General features: G+C 61.7%; 17 protein-coding genes. 2 read left to right on the forward strand and 15 right to left on the reverse strand.

Annotated elements, in window-relative coordinates; translation table 11 throughout:
• Positions 1–25: 25 nt before the first annotated feature.
• A complete protein-coding gene (gene aqpZ / locus HX869_RS07260) occupies positions 26–718 on the forward strand; it encodes an aquaporin Z (protein WP_008436121.1) in 693 nt (230 codons plus the stop codon).
• A 643-nt stretch (positions 719–1,361) separates the two neighbouring features.
• Here the strand turns inward: aqpZ and HX869_RS07265 are convergent.
• The 15 genes from HX869_RS07265 to HX869_RS07335 form a co-directional block, all read right to left on the reverse strand.
• Positions 1,362–2,300, reverse strand: a complete 939-nt coding sequence (locus tag HX869_RS07265) for a carbohydrate kinase (protein ID WP_178902929.1) — start codon at positions 2,298–2,300, stop codon at positions 1,362–1,364.
• Positions 2,301–2,312: 12 nt separating this feature from the next.
• Positions 2,313–3,794 carry a xylulokinase gene (gene xylB, locus HX869_RS07270; protein ID WP_178902930.1) on the reverse strand — a complete coding sequence of 494 codons (1,482 nt, stop codon included), beginning with the start codon at positions 3,792–3,794 and terminating at the stop codon, positions 2,313–2,315.
• A 146-nt stretch (positions 3,795–3,940) separates the two neighbouring features.
• The gene (locus HX869_RS07275) at positions 3,941–5,422 is read right to left on the reverse strand and encodes a mannitol dehydrogenase family protein (RefSeq protein ID WP_008436132.1); all 1,482 of its coding nucleotides are present in this window, start codon (positions 5,420–5,422) and stop codon (positions 3,941–3,943) included.
• Positions 5,423–5,440: 18 nt separating this feature from the next.
• The gene (locus tag HX869_RS07280) at positions 5,441–6,544 is read right to left on the reverse strand and encodes an ABC transporter ATP-binding protein (RefSeq protein ID WP_102606106.1); all 1,104 of its coding nucleotides are present in this window, start codon (positions 6,542–6,544) and stop codon (positions 5,441–5,443) included.
• A 37-nt stretch (positions 6,545–6,581) separates the two neighbouring features.
• Positions 6,582–7,412, reverse strand: coding sequence for a carbohydrate ABC transporter permease (locus tag HX869_RS07285; protein ID WP_003215312.1), 831 nt, complete (start codon positions 7,410–7,412; stop codon positions 6,582–6,584).
• 10 nt (positions 7,413–7,422) lie between these two features.
• Complete coding sequence (locus tag HX869_RS07290; RefSeq protein WP_003215314.1) at positions 7,423–8,349, reverse strand: carbohydrate ABC transporter permease; 927 nt, start codon at positions 8,347–8,349, stop codon at positions 7,423–7,425.
• Positions 8,350–8,527: 178 nt separating this feature from the next.
• Positions 8,528–9,838 (reverse strand): sugar ABC transporter substrate-binding protein, encoded by a 1,311-nt coding sequence (locus HX869_RS07295; RefSeq protein ID WP_003215317.1) that lies wholly within the window; start codon positions 9,836–9,838, stop codon positions 8,528–8,530.
• Positions 9,839–10,174: 336 nt separating this feature from the next.
• Positions 10,175–11,080: an AraC family transcriptional regulator gene (locus HX869_RS07300; RefSeq protein ID WP_003215319.1), complete on the reverse strand. Its 906-nt coding sequence runs from the start codon at positions 11,078–11,080 to the stop codon at positions 10,175–10,177.
• Positions 11,081–11,151: 71 nt separating this feature from the next.
• Entirely contained in the window at positions 11,152–12,435 is a 1,284-nt protein-coding gene (locus HX869_RS07305) for a glycosyltransferase (protein ID WP_178902931.1), read from the reverse strand.
• Positions 12,436–12,506: 71 nt separating this feature from the next.
• Positions 12,507–13,589 carry a nucleoside hydrolase gene (locus HX869_RS07310; protein WP_008436139.1) on the reverse strand — a complete coding sequence of 361 codons (1,083 nt, stop codon included), beginning with the start codon at positions 13,587–13,589 and terminating at the stop codon, positions 12,507–12,509.
• A gap of 27 nt (positions 13,590–13,616) precedes the next feature.
• Positions 13,617–14,927, reverse strand: a complete 1,311-nt coding sequence (locus HX869_RS07315) for an MFS transporter (protein WP_177022552.1) — start codon at positions 14,925–14,927, stop codon at positions 13,617–13,619.
• Positions 14,928–15,150: 223 nt separating this feature from the next.
• Positions 15,151–15,783 (reverse strand): N-carbamoylsarcosine amidohydrolase, encoded by a 633-nt coding sequence (locus tag HX869_RS07320; protein WP_003215327.1) that lies wholly within the window; start codon positions 15,781–15,783, stop codon positions 15,151–15,153.
• Between the two features lie 139 nt (positions 15,784–15,922).
• Entirely contained in the window at positions 15,923–16,675 is a 753-nt protein-coding gene (locus HX869_RS07325; protein WP_102606103.1) for an Asp/Glu racemase, read from the reverse strand.
• Between the two features lie 11 nt (positions 16,676–16,686).
• On the reverse strand, positions 16,687–17,496 hold the full coding sequence (locus HX869_RS07330) for an alpha/beta fold hydrolase (protein ID WP_178902932.1): 810 nt from the start codon (positions 17,494–17,496) through the stop codon (positions 16,687–16,689).
• Positions 17,493–18,626, reverse strand: coding sequence for an FAD-dependent monooxygenase (locus HX869_RS07335; RefSeq protein WP_003215332.1), 1,134 nt, complete (start codon positions 18,624–18,626; stop codon positions 17,493–17,495). The genes HX869_RS07330 and HX869_RS07335 overlap by 4 nt, the downstream gene beginning before the upstream one ends.
• Positions 18,627–18,933: 307 nt before the next feature.
• On the opposite strand from HX869_RS07335, the gene HX869_RS07340 reads away from it, so the two are divergent.
• Positions 18,934–19,986, forward strand: coding sequence for a 2,5-dihydroxypyridine 5,6-dioxygenase (locus HX869_RS07340; RefSeq protein WP_003215335.1), 1,053 nt, complete (start codon positions 18,934–18,936; stop codon positions 19,984–19,986).
• Positions 19,987–20,063: the final 77 nt, after the last annotated feature.

Raw genomic sequence — 20,063 nt, forward strand, 5'->3', positions numbered from 1 at the left:
GGCGTTGGCATTGGGTGGAGTTGGTTTGCAAAAGAAAATCGCAGCAGAGTTTCTAGGGACGTTCTGGTTGACCTTCTGCGGGTGCGGCAGCGCGATACTGGCCGCGGCGTTTCCGGAACTCGGGATCGGCTTCGCCGGTGTCGCCCTGGCCTTTGGCTTGACGGTGCTGACGATGGCCTACGCGGTGGGCAGTATTTCTGGTGCACACTTCAACCCGGCGGTGACCATCGGCCTATGGGTGGGGCGCCGGATGCCGGGCGTTGACGTGGTGCCGTACATCATTGCCCAAGTCGCCGGTGCGATTGTCGCCGCCGCCGTGTTGGCGCTGATCGCCAGTGGTCGTCCGGGGTTTGAAGTGGGCGCTTTCGCCGCCAACGGCTATGGCCAATTGAGCCCCGGGCATTACAGCCTGCTGGCCGCGTTGGTGGTCGAGGCGGTGGGGACGTTCTTTTTTGTGTTCATCATCATGCGTGTCACCGGCCCGGGTTCGGCTGTCGGGTTTGCGCCGATTGCCATTGGCCTGACCCTGACGCTGATTCACCTGGTGGCCATCCCCGTCACCAACACCTCGGTCAACCCGGCGCGCAGCACCGGGCCAGCATTGTTTGCCGGCGGGGAATACCTGATGCAGTTGTGGCTATTCTGGGCGGCACCGATAGTGGGGGCGGTGGTGGGCGCCATCGTTGCCCGGGCGGTTACCCGCGCTAGGGAAGCGTGAGCCTACCAGCTCATGCGTACCTGCGCATTACCGCTGAAACCCTCCAGCGTATAGCTGTCCAACTGGGTCTCCTCACATCTTCCAGAATTGCCTTTGTATCGACGGGCGTTGCGCCTGGAACCAACGTGGCCAACACGATCCCGTGCTGCGCAAACCAAGTATCCGGCTCATGCTGGCCACTTCAATAGTGCAAATTCACCCCTATGCGTGTATGTCCGACAGCTTTTCTCGCTCCCGTGCGGCAACTGATTCCATTTGCAGAGGTGCCGTTACAGAAACCCGCAGGGAATCCGGGTTGAGTGGCGCTCTTTTCTGGGCTCAAAGTTTTCAATGGGGCATAGGGTGCTACAGACTCAATGGACACATATTCCCATGCAATAGACTTCAGGTCTGTCGTGGTATCCAGTGGCGTTGCGCGAGCAACCGACGTGGCCAACACTATCCCTACGAACAAGCCAATCTTGATGTTTTTCATAAAATCTCCCGGCAACACAATGACGTCAGCGCCACTTCCTTGCGCACGAGGCGTAACCGGAGTCTTGACCCGAAAACCACGACTGACAACTGTCAAAGTTGACAGGTTGTGGAGGAAAGGAGAAAGGAGTAAATGAGTTGCCCCCGCAGCGCGCGGGGGCAGGCGGGGCTAGTTCAATTGCTGGCGGTAGGGCAGGTCCGGCCCGGTCTTGCTGCAGGTGAGTGCGGCAGCGCGGATGGCGAAGGTGAGCATGCTGCTGATCTGCTCCCGGGTCAGCCGTTGCAGGCCCTCCACCGAGTCCAGTTGCTGCTCGGTCAGCCAGGCAATCAACGCGGCCTGGAAGGTATCGCCAGCCCCAACCGTGTCCGCCATGACCACCTTGACCGCTGGCGCCGACCAGCTGCCGTGCTGGCGGCTGAACACCGTGGCGCCGTCGCCGCCGCGGGTCAGGAACACCAGCTGGCAACGGTGCTGCAACCAGCCTTGCAGGACACTTTCCGGGGTTTGGCCGGGGTAGAGCAGGTGCAGGTCTTCGTCACTGACCTTGATCAGGTCGGCATGCTTGACCAGCTCGGCCACGCGGGCGCGCCACAGCTCGATATCCGGCTCCGGGTTCAGGCGTACGTTGGGGTCGAGGCTGATCAGGCGCTTGCCGCTTTCCCGGCGTACCAGGGCCAGCAGGGTGTCGGCAATCGGCTGCACCACCAGTGAGAACGAGCCGATGTGTACGCCACGCACTTCGTCGCCCAACGCCGGTAGATGCTCAAGTTGCAACTGGCGGTCGGCGCAACCTTCACCGCGAAAGCTGTATTGCGGTGAGCCATTGGCGCCCACTGCGACCATTGCCAGGGTGGTGGGCGCTGAGAATTCCACGAGGTAATCCTCGCCCACGCCTTCGTCCTTGAGCACCTGCAACAGGCGTCGGCCCAGGTAGTCGTCGGAGATCCCGGCGAAAAAGCCCGCGTCGATTCCCAGTCGACGCAAGCCTACCGCGACGTTGAACGGCGAGCCGCCGGCAATCGCCTTGTAATTGACCCTGGATGCCTTGCCGCTGGCATCGTCCTCGCTGAAAAAATCAAACAGCGCTTCGCCACATACCAAATACATATTCGTTCGCTCTTAAAGGGATGCCACGTGCTGTTGATAACGCTCATAAGCTTGCTGGTAGGCGCTGACGCTGCCGGCATCCGGCAGTGTGCGGCTGGCTGCGTCGACGCTCACGCAGCGCTGGCACAACTGCGCCAGGCTTTCACCGGACTGGCACCACGCGGCCTGGATTGCCGCGCCCAGGGCTGCGGCTTCGCTTTGTTCGGTGCAGACCACTTCGGTGTTCATGATATCCGCGACCATCTGCCGCCACACCGGGCTTTTCGAGCCGCCGCCGATCAGGCGGATGCTCTGGCTCTGCAGGCCGGTCTGGCGCAGCAGGTCCAGGCCATAGCGCAAGCCGAAGGTAGTGCCTTCGACCACGGCGCGGCACAGGTTGGCGCGGGTCAGATTGGTCATGGTCAGGCCGTGCAGGCTGCCGGTGGCGTGGGGCAGGGCGGGCACCCGCTCGCCATTGAGGAACGGCAGCATGCTCACGCCGTCGGCGCCGATCGGTGCCTGGGCCACCAACCCGTTGAACGCCGCCAGATCCAGGTCGAACAGCTCGCGGATGACCCCGGTGGCGTTGGTCAGGTTCATGGTGCAGATCAACGGCAGCCAGCCGCCGCTGGATGAACAGAAAGTCGCCACCGACGCCTGCGGGCTGACGTTGGCCTGATCGGCAAAGGCATACACGGTGCCGGATGAGCCCAGGCTCATGGTGATCACGCCGGGGGCGATATTGCCGGTGCCGATGGCGCCCATCATGTTGTCGCCGCCGCCGCTGGAGACTTGCGCATTCGGGTTAATGCCCAGGCGTTCGGCAATGGCGGGCAGGATGGTGCCCACTGGCTGGCTGGCCTCGATCAACTCCGGCAGCGCCGCTTCCAGGCGCCCGTCGGGATCGATGTGGCGCAACAGTGCCAGGTCCCATTCACGGGTGCGCACGTTGAAATAACCGGTGCCGGAGGCATCGCCGTATTCGGCGCAGGCGCGGCCGGTGAGCCAGTAGTTGAGGTAGTCGTGGGGCAGCAGGATATGCGCGATGCGTGCGAACACCTCCGGGTGCTGTTCGCGGGTCCACAGCAGCTTCGACACGGTGTAGCCCGGCGCGATGGCCACGCCGAGGCGTTCCAGGGAGCCGCTTTCACCGCCCAGGTGTTGCAGCAGGCGATCATTTTCCGGCGCGGTTTCGGTGTCGCACCACAGCTTGGCGGGGCGCAGCACCTGGCCTTGGTCATCCAGCAACACCAGGCCGTGTTGCTGGCCGGAAACGCCGATGGCGAGGATGTCCTGGCCGTCCACCCCGGCCTGTTGCAAGGCGCGGTGAGTGGCTTCGGTAAACGCGTCCAGCCACTCCTGGGTGTGCTGTTCGCGGCGGCCATTGGCACCGCTGATCAGCGTGTGGCTGGCGGCGCCCAGGCCCAGGACTTTGCCGCTGCTGGCGTCCAGCACGATGGCCTTGGTGCCCTGGGTGCCGCAGTCGATGCCGAGGTAGAGGTTTTGCTGGGTCATGGTAGGTCGCTCAGCCTATTGTTATGGAGAACTCGGTCAATGTGGGAGCGGGCTTGCTCGCGAATAGGGTGTGTCAGTTATGCAAATATTGACTGATCCACCGCTTTCGCGAGCAAGCCCGCTCCCACATTTTTGATTCGGTTCCGTCAGTTGAGATTGGCGAGCAGCCGCTCCAGCGTTTTGCTCACACCCACATCCTGCAGGCTCTCGAAACACCGCTCAAACGCTGCCACAAACTCGGGCGAGTTGGGAATAGCCGTACCAAAAATCTCTTCCACCCCCAGCAGCCGCTTGCTGATCAACGCATCTTCCGTCACCAGCCCCTGGCAAAACTCGGCGCGAGGGTCTGGAATGCGGTAGATCACCCCATTCTCATCCACGCCTTTCAAGTACAGCGCCCAGGCCGCCACCACCAGCGCAGCACGCTCGGTCTCGCGACCATCGGCAATCAGGCGGTTGATGGTCGGTACGGTGAACTTGGGAAACTTCGACGAACCATCGGAACACACGCGCTCCAGCTGGTCGGCAATCGCCTGGTTGGAAAAGCGGTCCACCAGGGTCTGCTTGTATTCGGTCAGGTCGATACCCGGTACCGGCGCCAGGTTGGGCGTGACGTCCAGGTCCATGTAGGCGCGCATGTAGGCCACGAACAACGGGTCGTTCATGGTCTCGTGGACGAAGCGATAGCCCTTCAGGAAGCCCAGGTACGTCAATGCCAGGTGGCTGCCGTTGAGCAGGCCGATCTTCATCTCTTCATACGGTGTCACGTCGTCGGTGAACTGCACGCCCACCGTCTCCCACGCCGGGCGGCCGTTGACGAACTTGTCTTCCAGCACCCATTGCACAAACGGCTCGCAGACCACCGGCCAGGCGTCGTCGATGCCGTGATCGTCATGCAATTGCAGGCGGTGCGCGGTACTGGTCATTGGCGTGATGCGGTCGACCATCGCATTCGGGAAGCTCACGTTGGCCTTGATCCACTCGTGCAGGTCGGCGTCATGCAGCGCGGCGAAGGCCAGCAACGCCTTGCGAGTCACGGCGCCGTTGTGGGGCAGGTTATCGCAGGACATCACGGTAAATGCCGGCACCCCGGCGGCCCGGCGCTGGGTCAACGCCGCGCAGATAAACCCGAACACGGTTTTCGGCGAGCCTGGGTTGGCCAGGTCATGCTGGATCTGCGGCAGGTGGGCCATGAACTCGCCGTTGCTGTCGTCGATGCAGTAGCCGCCTTCGGTGATGGTCAGCGAGACGATGCGAATCTGCGGGCTGGCCAGTTTGTCGATCAACGCCTGGGCGCCGTCTTCGGCCAGCAGCATGTCGCTGATGGAGCCGATCACGCGCACTTCGGTATCGTCGGTGTCGCCCAGTTCATACAGGGTGAACAGGTAGTCCTGGCCGGCCAGGTCGTCCCGGGCCTTGCGGTCTTCAGCCCGCAGGCCCACGCCGCAAATGCTCCAGTCCAGGCCCACGCCGGTATTCATCAAGGCATCGGTGTAATACGCCTGGTGGGCGCGGTGAAACCCGCCAACGCCGATGTGCGCGATGCCCTGGCTGGTATTGGCAATCGCATAGGCCGGCAGTTGCACTTCGGGCGCCAGTTGCGTGAGGTTTTGCTTGTTCAGTTTCATCGGGAAATTCTCGCGAAATCAGGCGGCGGCGCGCAGTGGGCGGGCCACGGCAACACCCTCAGCGTCGAACAGATGGCATTGGGTCGGGTCCAGGTACAGCTGCAGGGTCTCGCCATACTGGCTGGCCATGTCGCCACGGATCCGCAGGGTCAACGGCTCCTTGCTGGCGGTAATCACGTGGCAGAAGGTGTCGCTGCCGAGGCGCTCGCCGACGTCGGCGGTGACGGTCAGGGTGGCTTGCCCCGGCGCGGCGATTTCCAGGTGCTCCGGGCGAATGCCCAGGGTCACGGCGCTGCCGACGCTCAAGCTCGCGCTGCTCAGGGGCAGGCTGATGCGGCCGCCGGCGTCCAGTTCGACTTCGCAGCTCTGTGGGTCAACGCGAGTGACCTTGCCCTTGAGGAAACCCATTTTCGGCGTGCCCAAAAAGCCTGCGACAAACAGGTTGGCCGGCTGGTGATACAGCTCCAGCGGCGAGCCCACCTGTTCCACGCGGCCGCTGTTGAGTACGACAACCTTGTCGGCCAGGGTCATGGCTTCGACCTGGTCGTGGGTCACGTAGATCATCGTGGCTTGCAGCTCTTTATGCAGGCGCGACAGCTCCAAGCGCATCTGCACCCGCAGGGCGGCATCGAGGTTGGACAGGGGTTCGTCGAACAGGAAGATCTTCGGGTTACGCACAATCGCACGGCCAATGGCGACACGCTGGCGCTGGCCGCCGGACAACTGCTTTGGCTTGCGCTCAAGCAAAGGGCCCAGCTCCAGGATACGTGCTGCTTCGTTGACCTTGCTCTCGACAATCTTCTTGTCGACGCCGGCCAGGTCCAGGGCAAACGACATGTTCTTGCGCACGCTCATGTGCGGGTACAGGGCGTAGGTCTGGAACACCATTGCCAGGTCGCGCTTGGCCGGGGTGACCTCGGTGATGTCGCGGCCATCCAGCTCGATGGTGCCTTCGGTGACTTCTTCCAGGCCGGCAATCAAGCGCAGCAGGGTGGATTTGCCGCAGCCCGACGGGCCGACGAACACCACGAATTCCTTGTCGTTCACCTCAAGGTCGATGCCCTTGATGATGGAGAAGCCTTCGAAGCCTTTTTGCAGATTCTTGATTTTCAGGTTGGCCATGATGGGCCTCCGCTTCTAAATATTTTTGAAGGAGCCGTTACTTCACGGCGCCGAAGGACAGACCGCGGACCAGCTGTTTCTGGCTGATCCAGCCAAAGATCAGGATCGGCGCACAGGCCAGGGTCGACACGGCAGACAATTTGGCCCAGAACAAGCCTTCGGGGCTGGAGTAGGAGGCGATCAACGCGGTGAGCGGCGCGGCATTGGACGAGGTCAGGTTTAGCGACCAGAACGCCTCGTTCCAGCACAGGATCAGCGACAGCAGCACCGTGGAAGCCAGGCCGCCCTTGGCGATTGGCAGCAGCACCCGGACCATTTCCTGCCACAGGGTGGCGCCGTCCAGGCGGGCGGCTTCGAGGATGTCCTTGGGGATGTCCTTGAAGTAGGTGTAAACCATCCAGACCACGATCGGCAGGTTGATCAGGGTGTAGATGATGATCAGCGCAATGCGCGTATCCAGCAGGCCGAAGCTCTTGGCCAGCAGGTAGATCGGCATCAGTACGCCCACCGGCGGCAGCATCTTGGTGGAGAGCATCCACAGCAGCGTGCCCTTGGTGCGCTTGGTCTCGTAGAACGCCATGGAGTAGGCGGCCGGTACCGAGATCAGCAGGCACAGGGCGGTGGCGCTGAAGGAAATCAGTACCGAGTTCCAGGCGTAGCTGAAGTAGTTGCTGCGCTCGTTGATGTGCAGGTAGTTCTCCAGCGTCGGCGTGAAGATGAACTGCGGCGGCGTGGCGAACGCGTCGATTTCGGTCTTGAAGCTGGTCAGCACCATCCAGAAGATCGGGAAGAAAATCAGGATCGCGATGGCCCAGGCCAGGGTGCCGAGCAGCACGCTTTGCAGGCGGCGGGATTGTTGAAGCGTCATGGCGCGGCCCTCAAGGCTTGTCAGTCAGGTTTTTGCCGATCATCCGCACCAGGATGATCGCCGCGATATTGGCGATGACCACGGCAATCAAGCCGCCGGCCGAGGCCATGCCCACGTCGAACTGCACCAGCGCCTGGTTGTAGATCAGGTAGGCGAGGTTGGTCGAGGCGTAGCCGGGGCCACCGTTGGTGGTGGTGAAGATTTCGGCGAACACCGAGAGCAGGAAGATCGTTTCGATCATCACCACCACGGCAATCGGACGTGCCAGGTGCGGCAGGGTCAGGTGCCAGAAGATCGCGATGGCGCCGGCACCGTCGAGGCGGGCGGCTTCCTTCTGTTCCTGGTCGAGGGACTGCATGGCGGTCATCAGCAGCAGGATCGCGAAGGGCAGCCACTGCCAGGACACGATGATAATGATCGACAGCAACGGGTAATGGGCCAGCCAGTCCACCGGCTGGGCGCCGAACAGCTTCCACACGTAGGCGAGGATCCCCGACACCGGATGGAAAATCAGGTTCTTCCAGATCAGCGCACCGACGGTGGGCATGATGAAGAACGGTGAAATCAGCAACACCCGCACCAGGCCGCGACCAAAGAACTCGCTGGCTTCCAGCAGGGCGCTGATCAATACGCCAAACACCACGCTGATCAGCAACACGCTGCCCACCAGCAACAGGGTGTTGGTGGCGCCGGGCAGGAAGCCCGAGTCGGTGATGAAGTAGGTGAAGTTCTCCAGCCCCACGAATTGGTTTTCGCCGGGGTAGAGCAGGTTGTAGCGAATCAGCGAGAAGTACAGGGTCATGCCCAGCGGCACGATCATCCACAGCAGCAACAAGGCCACCGAGGGGCTGACGAGGAACCAGCCGGGGTTGATCAGGCGGCTTTTACGCGGCTTGTCCGGCGTAGCGGTTTGCACTTGGGCAGTGGTGGTATTCATGGTGATCAGGACCAGTCAGGTACATGCGGAATGCGGGTCGGAGTGCGGTCAAATGTGGGAGCTGGCTTGCCTGCGATGAGAGCGCCTCGGTGAAACTGACAGACCGAGTTGTCTGCATCGCGGGCAAGCCCGGCTCCTACATAAAGCGGGTTCCCACATTCAGTGTGGTGAGACCGCTTTACTTGGGATAACCGGCCCGCTTCATTTCGCGTTCGGTGAAGGTCTGTGCATCCGCCAGGGCTTTTTCGGCGGTGGAGCCACCGGTCAGTGCGCTGGAGAAGAACTTGCCGACCTGGGTACCAATCGCCTGGAATTCAGGAATGGTCACCAGCTGGATGCCCACATACGGCACCGGCTTGGCCGACGGGTCTTTCGGGTCGGCGACTTTCAGCGATTCCAGCGTCACCTTGGCAAACGGCGCGGCTTTCATGTATTCGTCGCTATAGGTCGATTTGCGGGTACCTGGCGGTACGTTGGCAATCCCGTCGGTCTTGGCGACCAACTGGCTGTATTCCTTGGAAGTGGCCCAGGTGGTGAACACCTTGGCAGCGTCCTTGGCTTTGGAACTGGTTGGAATCCCCAGGGACCAGGAGTACAGCCACGAAGTACCTTTGTCGGTCTTCTCGTGCGGGGCAAAGGTAAAGCCGACGTGGTCAGCCACCTTGCTTTGGGTCTTGTCGGTGACGAACGAGCCGGCGACGCTGGCGTCGACCCAGATCGCGCACTTGCCGCTGTTGAACAGCGCCAGGTTTTCGTTGAAACCGTTGCTGGAAGCGCCCGGCGGGCCGGATTTCTTCATGTTGTCGACGTAGAAGTTCAGTGCGTCTTTCCACTCTGGCCCGTTGAATTCCGGTTGCCACTTCTCATCGAACCAGCGTGCACCGTAGCCGTTGGCCAGGGTGGTGATCAGCGCCATGTTCTCGCCCCAACCGGCTTTGCCCCGCAGGCACAGGCCGTACTGTTCCTTGTCCTTGTTGGTGAGTTTGGCGGCGAATTCGCCGATCTGGGTCCAGGTCGGGTGCTCGGGCATGGTCAGCCCGGCGTCCTTGAACAGGTCGGTGCGATAGTAGGTGATGGAGCTTTCGGCGTAGAACGGCAGGGCGTACAGCGAGCCCTTGACGGAAAGGCCGTCACGCACGGAAGGGAAAACGTCGTCCAGGTCGTAGGAAGCAGGCAGGTCCTTCATCGGTTCCAGCCAGCCTTTGGCGCCCCAGAGTGCAGCTTCGTACATGCCGATGGTCAACACGTCGAACTGTCCGCCCTGGGTGGCGATGTCGGTGGTGAGGCGTTGGCGCAGGACGTTTTCTTCGAGTACCACCCAGTTCAGCTTGATCTCCGGATGCTCGGTCTCGAAGGTTTTCGAGAGCTTTTGCATGCGGATCATGTCGCTGTTGTTGACGGTGGCAATGGTCAGGGTTTGCGCGCCAAGACTGACGGCGCTGAGGGTCATGCAGGTGCAGGCAAGCAGAGCTTTGGCTGTGAACTTCATCGCGCACTCCATTTCTGCGCCCAGGGGCTGCAGAAGGACAGTTATTGTTGTTGTGTCTTCCACGACAGCTGGAAGAGTGTGCGTTGATTACAGCCTTCAATTGACGTGCTGACAAATCCTTGGGAGCACTTTTACTGATACTTTTTTGCACTGAAGCGGAAAATTGCTGAAACGATTCGCTGGGAGCGATCGGCTTCCTGCGTGAGCGCGATGCAAATGAGAGAGCGGGCTTGCTCGCGAAGGCGGTGAATCAGCCGACATTTGCGCTGCCTGACACACTGCATTCGCGAGCAAGCCCGCTCCCACACAAGCGGGTTCCCACAGGAACGCGCGTTTTCAGGCGAGGTTCTGCTCGGTTAACCGCTGCACCGCCAGGCGCCGGTAGTGCGAGGGGGTCATGCCCTTGAGCTGCTGGAAGCGGCGGTTGAAATTGGAGATGTTGTTGAAGCCTGACTCGAAGCACACATCGGTCACGGCTTTGTCACCATCGGCCAGCAGCTCGCAGGACTTGCTGATGCGCAGGCGGTTGACGAATTCGATGAAGGTGCGGCCGGTGGCTTGTTTGAACACGCGGGAGAAGTAGGTGGGTTTCATGCCGAGGTATTCGGCGACTTCTTCGAGGGACAACTCCCGCGCGTAGTGGGCAAAAATGTAGTCCACCGCGCGGTTGGTGCGGTCGATGCTGTGTTCGTCCGCCAATTGCGGCGTGGTCACGCCGGAGAGCAGCTGGTAGTCCTCGCAGGCACTCAGCACTTCCATCAGGATAAAGAAGTGCCCCAGGCGCGCCATGCCCTGGGCGTCCTCGATGCGCTGCATCAGGGTCATGGCCTGGGCGATGGTCTTCTTGCAGCGAAATTCGATGCCGTATTGCGCCCGTTCCAGTAGTGGCGCCAGGGTCTTGAGCTCGGCAAAGACATGGCTGCCGCCGTCGAACAGCTCGTCGGTGAAGTTCACCAGCATGTCGCGCTTGGGCACCACTTCGTCCTCGGCCACCTGGCTGATCCAGTTGTGGGGCAGGTTGGGGCCGGTGAGGAACAGGCTTTCCGGGTAGAAGTTGCCGATGTAGTCGCCGATAAACACCTTGCCGGAGCTGGCAACGATCAGGTGCAGCTCGTATTCCTTGTGGAAATGCCAGCGCACCAACGGGCACGGGAAGCCGTGTTGGCGATAGATGATGGACAGACCGTTGTGATCGTCCATCAGCTCGTAGGAAGGATCGGTGATTCTCGCTGCTCGGGTCATGCTGCAGTCGCTTTATTGTGGTTGCGATAAGGATAATGCCCCCTTGCGCGCCACCTCGCCAGCGTCTGTGTCTACAGCGTACGGTTTTTCGCCTCGATCCACTGCGCCATGTACTGGGTACTTTTGTGCAGGTGGTGGCGCAGCATGCTGCCGGTGAAATTGTTCCGACGGTGCTCGGCCAACTGGCGGCGGCACCGCTCCAGGCGCTCCACCAGGGCCGGGCCGTGGAGGTCATGGGCGTAACGGCGGGCCAGTAACTGCCGGCCATCTTCCTGGGCCTGGGTCCAGCGTGGCTGGTCTTGATACAACGCAACCGCCGCAGCCGCCAGTGCAATGGCGCTGTGTTCGACCACGCCGGGCCACGGTTCGCCCATGGCTTCGGCGCCAATCGGTGTGGTAACGCTGGGTGTGCCGCAGAGCATCGCGTCGGCCAGCTTGCCCTTGATCCCGGCACCAAAGCGCAGTGGCGCCAGGCAGATACGCGCAGCGCTCATGACCTGCAATGCATCCTCGGCCCAATTCATCACGTGGAAGCCCTGGGCCGGGTTGTGCAGCGCGGTGGCCTTGGGTGGCGTATAGGCGCCGTACACGTGGAGTTGAGCGCCGGGCAGTTGCTGGCGGATCAGCGGCCACACACTGTTCTTCATCCACAACACCGCATCCCAGTTCGGCGCATGGCGGAAATTGCCGATGCTCAGGAAGTGGGCACGGTCCTCAAAGGGGGCAAAGGCTTCGGTGGGCGGCGCCAGCATCAGCGGGCACCAGTGGAGCAGGGCAGCGGGCACCTTGAAGTGTTCGGTCAGCAACTGGATTTCCACATCGGAGATCATCAGGCTGATGTCGCAGCGGTAGATCGCGGCGATCTCGCGCTTGGCCAGGTCGGTATCGGCCATGTCATCGAATTCGGCGGCCAGGTCCCGGCTGAACAGCGCGTCGAAGTCATCAGCTTCGGGGTGCGCCTTCAGGAAATCCTTGAGGCGCTGGTGGCGGGCGTCCCGCAGGCTTTGCAGGTCGGATGCTTCCAGCACCCGAAGAGCATTCGGGCAGGATTTTTCCACGCGCCAGCCGAACTGTTCTTCCATCATGAAACGGTCGAACAGCACGATATCCGGAGCCAATTGCTGGATAAACGCGTCGAAACTGCTGTTATTCAACTCGATCGCGCATTCGCGAATGCCCAGGGCGGGCAGGTCGGCCTTGTGTTCGCCGGTGACCGCCGGGCTGCTGAAGGTGATGTCCCAGCCTTGGGCCAGGAAACTCTCCAGAATCTGCATCATGTGCCCGCTGGCCGCCGAGGAGCGAGGCTCTGGCCAGACGTAGCCAATGACCAGGACTTTGGTGGCGGGCTGATTCATCGACAACGGATTCCTTGAAGGGCTGGGCAACGGCGCGCAATTAAACCACAGCCCCTCAAGTTCCGGCGCACTCAGCGGAAGATGTTGACCGGCGTCGGCAGCGTCACCAACCCTACATAACCGTCCCAGAACTGCTTCTGGTCCACCGCGAAGACCACCTTGGCCTTTTGCGTGCCGACCGGCGCGCCTTTCTTGTAGCCCAGTGCCCGGCCGTAGTCGGCGCCGAAGGTGGCATCCACGTCCACCCACAGCTCGCGGGATTCGGTGACGATCCCGGGGTTCACGAGAAACAGTGCCGGCAGGCTGTCCCAGGTGAAGCTGTGGTAAGCCGGGTCCTTGGCGAACAGTGGCCCGAACTCGTGCTTGTACAGGTCGGCAATCGGGCCTTTGTGTGCGATCACCCGCTCATACACCGACTTGTCGAAGGTGACTTTCTCACAGACATCGTTGGGAAAAATCACGTGTTCGATGGGCGAGCGCAACACGATCTTCGCCGCCTCCGGGTCGAACCACCAGTTGAACTCCGCCGCCGGCGTGGTGTTGCCCGGAATCTCCAGCGCGCCGCCCATGTACACGATGCGCTTGATCAGCGGCACGATGTCCGGGGCCGAGCGAATCGCCAGGGCAATGTTGGTCAGTGGGCCGACCGCCAGGATCGTTACCTCGTGGGGGTTGGCCCGTACGCTGTCGACGATGAACTGGGCGGCGGTTTCCTTGCGCAGCCTGGTGTGGGTCGCCAGGCCGTCCGGCGGCGCGACCAGTTGTGAGGCACTGGTTGGCCGCGGGTTCTTGAACGCACCCGGCCAGCCGGAACCGAACAGGGCTTTTTCCGCCTCATAGGTGGCGTAGTCATGCAGCAGCGGGTAGGCGGCGCCGGAATACACGCCGACTTCCTTTTCCACACCCATGCGTTCCACCGCCTTGAGGGCGTCGACCTGTTCCTGGTCGACCCAGGCGTTGCCGCTGACCAGGGTCATGCCCAGCAGGTCGATGCGTTTTTGCCCGTGCAGCTGGGCGAGCATGATAAAGGCCTGGCCGTCATCGTTGAGCACGTTGAAGTCGGTGTCGAAGATGACCTTTTCTGCGGCCTGCGCCGTACCGGCACACAGGCCCACAGCGACAAGCAGGGCACAGCGCTTGATGAAACCTTGCATGGAGACTCACCCGAAAAATTGTTGTTGTTAGCGGTTTACCAGCTTCGCCGGCAAGGCGATCACCAGGAAGCTGCTGAGAATCAGGCAGCCGGCAAAAAACCACAAGGCCCCTGCGCTGCTGCCGGTGACGTCAATCGCCACGCCCATCAACGAGTTGCTCACCAGGCCCGCGATGTTCGCCAGCGAGCAGGCCAGGGCAAAGCCGGTGGCCGCTGCGGTGCCTTTCAGGAAGGTCGCCGGCAGGCTGAAAAACACCGGCACCGCACCGATGATCGCCGCCGAGGCAATCGCAAACAGCGCCACGGTGGCGACCACGTTATGGGTGAAGAACGTACTGGTAGCCATCGCCGCCGCGCCGATGAAGAACGGCACGATGATGTGCCAGCGGCGTTCGCGGTGTTTGTCGGAGCTGGCGCCGATCAGCAGCATGCCCAAGAGGGCCGCCACGCTGGGCAGGGCCGTGAGGATGCCGATGTGGAAAGTGTCGGTAATCCCGGCGTTGCGGATGAATGTGGGCATCCAGAACCCCATGGCATAGGCACTGAGCAGGATCGAGAAGTCGATACCGCCGAGCATCCACACCTTGAGGTTGAAGAAGCCGTCGCGGAAGCTGTGTTTGCTGCCGGCACCGTCGGCGTCGTCCTTGCGCAGTTCGCTTTCCAGCAGGTTTTTTTCTTCCGGCGACAGCCACTTGGCTTGCTGATAGGTATTGGGCAGCGCCCAGAAGGTCCACACACCGAGCAGCACGCTGGGCACCGCTTCGATCAGGAACAGCCACTGCCAGCCGCGCAGGCCGGCCATGTTGTCGAAGTGGCCCATGATCCAGCCCGACAACGGGCCGCCGATCACGCTGGACAGCGGCAGGCCGATCATGAACAGGGCGATGATCCGCCCCCGGCGATGGGTGGGAAACCAGGTGGTCAGGTAATACAGCACGCCCGGCAGAAACCCGGCTTCGGCCGCACCCAGCAGGAACCGCAGGATGTAGAACTGGGTGGTGGAGGTGACCAGCATGGTGCAGGCCGACAGCAGGCCCCAGGTGATCATGATGCGGGCGATCCAGATCTTCGCCCCGACCTTTTCCAGGATCAGGTTACTGGGGACTTCGAAGATGATATAGCCGACAAAGAACAGCCCGGCACCGAGGCCGAACGCGGTTTCGCTGAAGTGCAGTTGGTCGAGCATCTGCAGTTTGGCGAAGCCGATATTGATGCGGTCCAGGTAGGCCGCGAGGTAGCAGAAACACAGGAACGGAATCAGCTTCCAGGTGATCTTGTGGTAGAGCGTGTGGACCGGATCGGCGACCGTAGTCGCGGGCGCTGCATTCGCAATGGGCATTGGGGTGTCTCCTGGCGGTGACTTATGGTTTTTATACGGCCGCTTTTTCAGCACTTCGGAGTGCTGTGAAAGCGACTTCCAAAGGCAGTGACAGAAGACTGAGGTGGCCCTGTTGGAGGTGATCAAGTGTGGGAGCGGGCTTGCTCCCTCATTCGACTGCATTCCAGCATGGGCGCTCAGTTTTTTCCGGACCACGCTCTTTGTCGTGGTTCCTGTTGACGCGTTATTGCTCCTTGAACTTGCTCATCGCCTCCTGTTTGCTCACCACGTCGCCGTACTTGCTGTCGATATCAAACAAGTTGGCTTCATGGGGCGCCGGGTGGCGGTCGCCGACGCATTCGCGCACGACGATGGTACGAAACCCGTGTTGCACCGCATCCACTGCGGTGGCCCGGATGCAGCCGCTGGTGGAACAGCCGGCGAGCACCACGGTGTCGATGCCCTGGGCGTGCAGCATCGGGGCCAGGCTGCTGCCGAAAAACGCGCTGGCGTATTGTTTGGTGATGACCACTTCATTGGCCAGGGGCAGCACTTCGGTGCAGAAGGCGGCGAGGGGGTTACCCTCGACCATGTCTTTCATCACCGGGGCCTTTTTTACCCAGATACCGCCGTCGGCGAAATGGCCCGGATGGTAACGGATATTGGTGTGCACCACGCTGATCCCGTGACGCCTGGCGCAGGCCAGCAGCTCGACGCTTTCGGCCACGGCGATGCGCACTTCGGGGGCAAACAGTGGCGCGCCTTCGGTGGTATAGCCTTGCATGAAGTCGATCATCAGCAGGGCGGATTTTTTGCCGAAGCCGATTCGGTTACCCCAGACGCCCTGGTAGTTGGCGTCGGCGGATTGTTCGCTCATCTTTCAGTCCTCGGTAATGGACAGTGCACATAACCTTGTGGCGAGGGAGCTTGCTCCCGTTGGGCTGCGTAGCAGGCCTGTTTTTTTGGGGGCGCTTCGCACCCCAGCGGGAGCAAGCTCCCTCGCCACAAAAGCGTTTTTAGTAGGCGCCGGAGAGCAGGGCGCCGGCGCCGGGGACGATGGGTTCCAGGTCCAGGGCCTTGAGCATGGCGTAGGTGGTGGCGATGGCGGCGGTGAGTACCGGCAGGCCGGTCTGGGCTTCGACCTTCGCGACCACGGGCAGGGACTGCATTTGTACGCAGGCCGACAGCACGATTACGTCGACACCTTCCAGGTTCATCCCGGCAACAATCGCCGGCAGGTTGGCCGGGTCGTGGCGGGCCACTGCAAGGTTGTCGGGGATTTCCAGGGCGCGCCAGTCCACCACTTCAAAGCCTTCTTCGCGGATGTAGTTCACCACCAGTTCGGTCAGCGGTTTCATGTACGGCGCAACAATCGCGATGCGTTTGGCGCCCATGACTTTCAAGCCTTCGATCAGGGCGCCGGCGCTGGTGATCACCGGGGCGTTGGCGTCGTTGTCGGCGGTGGCCTTGCGCAGGCGTTGCTCGGACTTGCGGTGGTAACCCAGCCCCATGGCCATGATCGCTACCAGGCAGGCGTAGCCCAGCACGTCGACCTTGGCGTCGGACAGTTCGATGGCGCAACGGTCGGACTCACCGTCCATGGCCGCCAGTTCTTCCTTGCGCACTTGCTTCATGCGCATGCGGCTGGAGTGAAAGGTGAAACGTTCCGGGCGGATCGCCTGGCGCGCGTTAAGCATCGCCGGGATCTCGGTTTCCATGGTGGTGTTGGAGCTCGGCACGATCTGGCCGATGCGGTAAGGCTTGAGCATGGTGGTCTCCGTTATGCAGTCAGGGGCTGGCCGAGGAAGTCGCCGAAGGCAGCGAAAAAGCCTTCAAGGTCGTCCCAGGGGATCATGTGTCCTGCATTTGGCACATGGGCGACCTGCAGGGTCGGCTGTAACTGTCGGACTTCCGCGACATCTTCGGCCTGAATTACACCGCCGCGTCCGGCAACAATCAGCAGGGCAGGAGCCTCCAGGTGGGGCAGGTCCTGATGGAAATCGACGGTATGGAAGTCATTGAACGCACGCACGATCGCCGGCTCGTAGCAGGTGTGCAGCCATTCGGCGCGCAGTTGCAGTTGTTCGTCGGTCCAGGTGGCGCAGAAGGCGCGCATCGCCTCCGCATCCATGCCGACCTGGGATTGACGAATCGAATCGACGTACCACGGCAGTTTGCTTGGGTATTCGCGGCGACCCGGGCCGGACATCGGCGGGTCGATCAACACCACGCGGTTGACACCTTGTGGATGGCGCACCGCACTGCGTACGGCAAACCGCGCGCCCATGGAATGGCCGACCAGGTGATAGCTGTCGAGCTTCAGGGCGTCGGCAAACGCGCCAATGTCATCGGCGCAGGTGTCGGCGCTGTAGTCCAGCTCCGGGCCGGTGGACGACAGGCCGCGACCGCGCACGTCCAGCACGTAGGTGTCGAAGTGCAAACCCAGGCGTTCGGCGACAAAACCCCAGGTAATCGCCGGGCTGGTGATGCCGGGAATCAGGATCAGTGCCGGGCCCTTGCCGCCGTAACGCAGGTAATGCTGGCGGATACCATTGGCCTGGACGTTGCCGCCATAGAGAAAGCTGCTCACGCCGCCACCCCCGATTTCAGTTGCTGGGCGTAGAGGTCATAGCCGTAGACCCAGTCCGGATCTTCCTGGGTGCGCAGCCAGGTGTTGGCGTTGGACACGGCCTGCACCCGGGACGCGCGTTCCTTGCGGTTGGCTTCATACAGCTCGAACGCGGTGCGGTAGTCGCCGATCCCTGTTTCCTGCAGGCAGCGCGTCAGCATCGCGGCGTCTTCGATGGCCATGCCGGCGCCCTGGGCCATATGGGGTTTCATCGGGTGGCAGGCATCGCCCAGCAATACCAGGCGACCACGGCTCCACAACGGCAGCGGGTTGCGGTTGCGCAACGGCCATTTGGTCACGCTTTCGGTGGATTCGATCAGGGCCTGGACGGTCGGGTGGTAGCCCTTGAAGGCGTCGAACATCTCCTCCCGGCTGCTGTCGACGAAGGCGCCCTGGAAGTCCCATTCCGGGTGCGGCACGCCGGTGACGTAGTAGTACTCGTCGCGCTTGCCGGTGGTGTAGTAGACCATCATGTGCCGGTCCTCGGTCCACCACTTGATGCAGTCTTCGAACTTCAGGTCGTACTTGGCCAACTGGTCGCCACGGATCAGCGCACGGTGCGCGACCCAGCCGCTGTACAGCGGTTTTTCGGCACCCAGCAGCTCTTCACGAATGCGCGAGTTGATGCCGTCGGCACCGATCACGATGTCGGCGTAGGTTACCTCGCCGTCGGCGAAAGTCAGGCGCACCTGGGTATCGGTTTCTTCAAGGGTTTCCAGGCGCTTGTTGAAGTGCAGGGTGCCGGGCTTGAGAGTGGACATCTGCAGCGCGTGCAGATCGCCGCGATGCACGGTGATGTAGGACGCGCCGTAGCCAGTCAGGGGAATGCGTGACAGGTAGTCGCCGGTTTCACCATCGCGGCTGAACCAGTGCTCGGGGTGCGACCCCATCAGGTCCAGCTGTTTTTCGATGCCCATGCGGCGGAAGATTTTCATGATGTTGGGGCCCATGTGGATCCCGGCACCCAGGCGGGAAAACTCCGGCGCCTGCTCGTAGATGTCCACGTCGAACCCTGCCTGTTGCAGCAGGGTGGCAGCGGCGGCACCGCCAAGGCCGGCGCCGACGATTGCGATTTTTTGTGTGCTTCCCATGGGGCGTGGTCCTCTTTTTCGAATAATGGCCGGCGGCGTCTGTCCGCAAGGTTTTTAAAGTGTATACGCTCATTTTTTCAAATGAAAAGCCCACGCCTGAAAAATTGTTTTTTGGCCATATCGATCCCCTGTAACCGGTTATCTCCATATAACACTGGGTTTGTGTGGATTCGTAACGTTTTGGCGTGGAGCTTGCAGTCCATGCTGAAATCAGTTCTTATCGTGATTAATTGGCGTATACGCTATAAAAACGCACTAGAGTGAAGCGCCCTGCAAGATCTTGGTGCAGCAGCTGAGGAGACAGGAAATGCCGGTAAGTGATTGCGAACTGACCCAGATGTTTGAGCATGTGTTGAAGCTCTCGAAGGTCGACCCGACCCAGAGCGTCGCCGTGCTCAAGAGCCATTACTCCGACCCGCGCACCGTGCGCGCCGCGATGGACGCGGCGCAGCGCCTGGGGGCCAAGGTGTATGCGGTGGAGTTGCCGTCGTTCAACCATCCCCGGGCGATGGGCAATGACATGACCGCCTACTGTGGCGACACTGCCCTGACCGGCAATATCGCGGCGCAGCGGGCGCTGGAAGCGGCCGACCTGATCGTCGACACCATGATGCTGTTGCACTCGCCGGAGCAGGAACAGATCCTCAAGACCGGCACGCGCATCCTGCTGGCGGTTGAACCCCCGGAAGTGCTGGCGCGCATGCTGCCGACCGAAGAGGACAAAGTGCGCGTGCTGGCCGCTGAAGAACTGCTGAAAAAAGCCCGCTCGATCCACGTCAAATCCCGCGCCGGCAGTGATTTCCGGGCGGCGCTGGGGCAATACCCGTCCGTCACCGAATACGGCTTTGCCGACGAACCGGGACGCTGGGACCACTGGCCGAGCGGCTTCCTGTTCTCCTGGCCCAATGAGGAAACTGCAGAGGGCGTGCTGGTGCTGGATATCGGCGACATCCTGCTGCCGTTCAAGACCTACACCCGGGAGAAAATCACCCTGGAGATCGAGAAGGGCTTCATCACCAGAATCCACGGTGGTTTCGAGGCCGAATACCTGCGCGACTACATGAAATACTTCAACGACCCCGAGGTATATGGCATCTCCCACATCGGCTGGGGCCTGCAGCCACGGGCGCAATGGACGGCCATGGGCCTGCACGACAAGAACGACGGCATGTGCATGGACGCCCGCGCGTTCTACGGCAACTTCCTGTTCTCCACCGGCCCGAACACCGAAGTCGGCGGCACCCGCAAGACGCCGTGCCACATGGACATCCCGCTGCGCAATTGCGACGTCTACCTCGATGATGAGGCCGTAGTCATCGCCGGCGACGTCGTAGCCCCCAAGGCCTCCCTGGCCCACTAAACATCCAATGTGGGAGCGGGCTTGCTCGCGAATGCGGTACGTCAGTCACACATGCGCCACCTGACACACCGCATTCG

Source organism: Pseudomonas sp. P7779 (assembly GCF_013386315.1).
Taxonomy (GTDB): domain Bacteria; phylum Pseudomonadota; class Gammaproteobacteria; order Pseudomonadales; family Pseudomonadaceae; genus Aquipseudomonas.

Excerpts from the sequence above, each read along its gene's own strand:
- HX869_RS07310 (WP_008436139.1), bottom strand. The coding sequence starts at position 13,589 with ATGCAAGGTTTCATCAAGCGCTGTGCCCTGCTTGTCGCTGTGGGCCTG.
- HX869_RS07325 (WP_102606103.1), bottom strand. The coding sequence starts at position 16,675 with ATGCTCAAGCCTTACCGCATCGGCCAGATCGTGCCGAGCTCCAACACC.
- HX869_RS07285 (WP_003215312.1), bottom strand. The coding sequence starts at position 7,412 with ATGACGCTTCAACAATCCCGCCGCCTGCAAAGCGTGCTGCTCGGCACC.
- HX869_RS07320 (WP_003215327.1), bottom strand. The coding sequence starts at position 15,783 with ATGAGCGAACAATCCGCCGACGCCAACTACCAGGGCGTCTGGGGTAAC.
- HX869_RS07340 (WP_003215335.1), top strand. The coding sequence starts at position 18,934 with ATGCCGGTAAGTGATTGCGAACTGACCCAGATGTTTGAGCATGTGTTG.
- HX869_RS07295 (WP_003215317.1), bottom strand. The coding sequence starts at position 9,838 with ATGAAGTTCACAGCCAAAGCTCTGCTTGCCTGCACCTGCATGACCCTC.
- HX869_RS07290 (WP_003215314.1), bottom strand. The coding sequence starts at position 8,349 with ATGAATACCACCACTGCCCAAGTGCAAACCGCTACGCCGGACAAGCCG.
- HX869_RS07305 (WP_178902931.1), bottom strand. The coding sequence starts at position 12,435 with ATGAATCAGCCCGCCACCAAAGTCCTGGTCATTGGCTACGTCTGGCCA.
- HX869_RS07265 (WP_178902929.1), bottom strand. The coding sequence starts at position 2,300 with ATGTATTTGGTATGTGGCGAAGCGCTGTTTGATTTTTTCAGCGAGGAC.
- HX869_RS07280 (WP_102606106.1), bottom strand. The coding sequence starts at position 6,544 with ATGGCCAACCTGAAAATCAAGAATCTGCAAAAAGGCTTCGAAGGCTTC.
- HX869_RS07335 (WP_003215332.1), bottom strand. The coding sequence starts at position 18,626 with ATGGGAAGCACACAAAAAATCGCAATCGTCGGCGCCGGCCTTGGCGGT.
- HX869_RS07315 (WP_177022552.1), bottom strand. The coding sequence starts at position 14,927 with ATGCCCATTGCGAATGCAGCGCCCGCGACTACGGTCGCCGATCCGGTC.
- xylB (WP_178902930.1), bottom strand. The coding sequence starts at position 3,794 with ATGACCCAGCAAAACCTCTACCTCGGCATCGACTGCGGCACCCAGGGC.
- HX869_RS07300 (WP_003215319.1), bottom strand. The coding sequence starts at position 11,080 with ATGACCCGAGCAGCGAGAATCACCGATCCTTCCTACGAGCTGATGGAC.
- HX869_RS07275 (WP_008436132.1), bottom strand. The coding sequence starts at position 5,422 with ATGAAACTGAACAAGCAAAACCTCACGCAACTGGCGCCCGAAGTGCAA.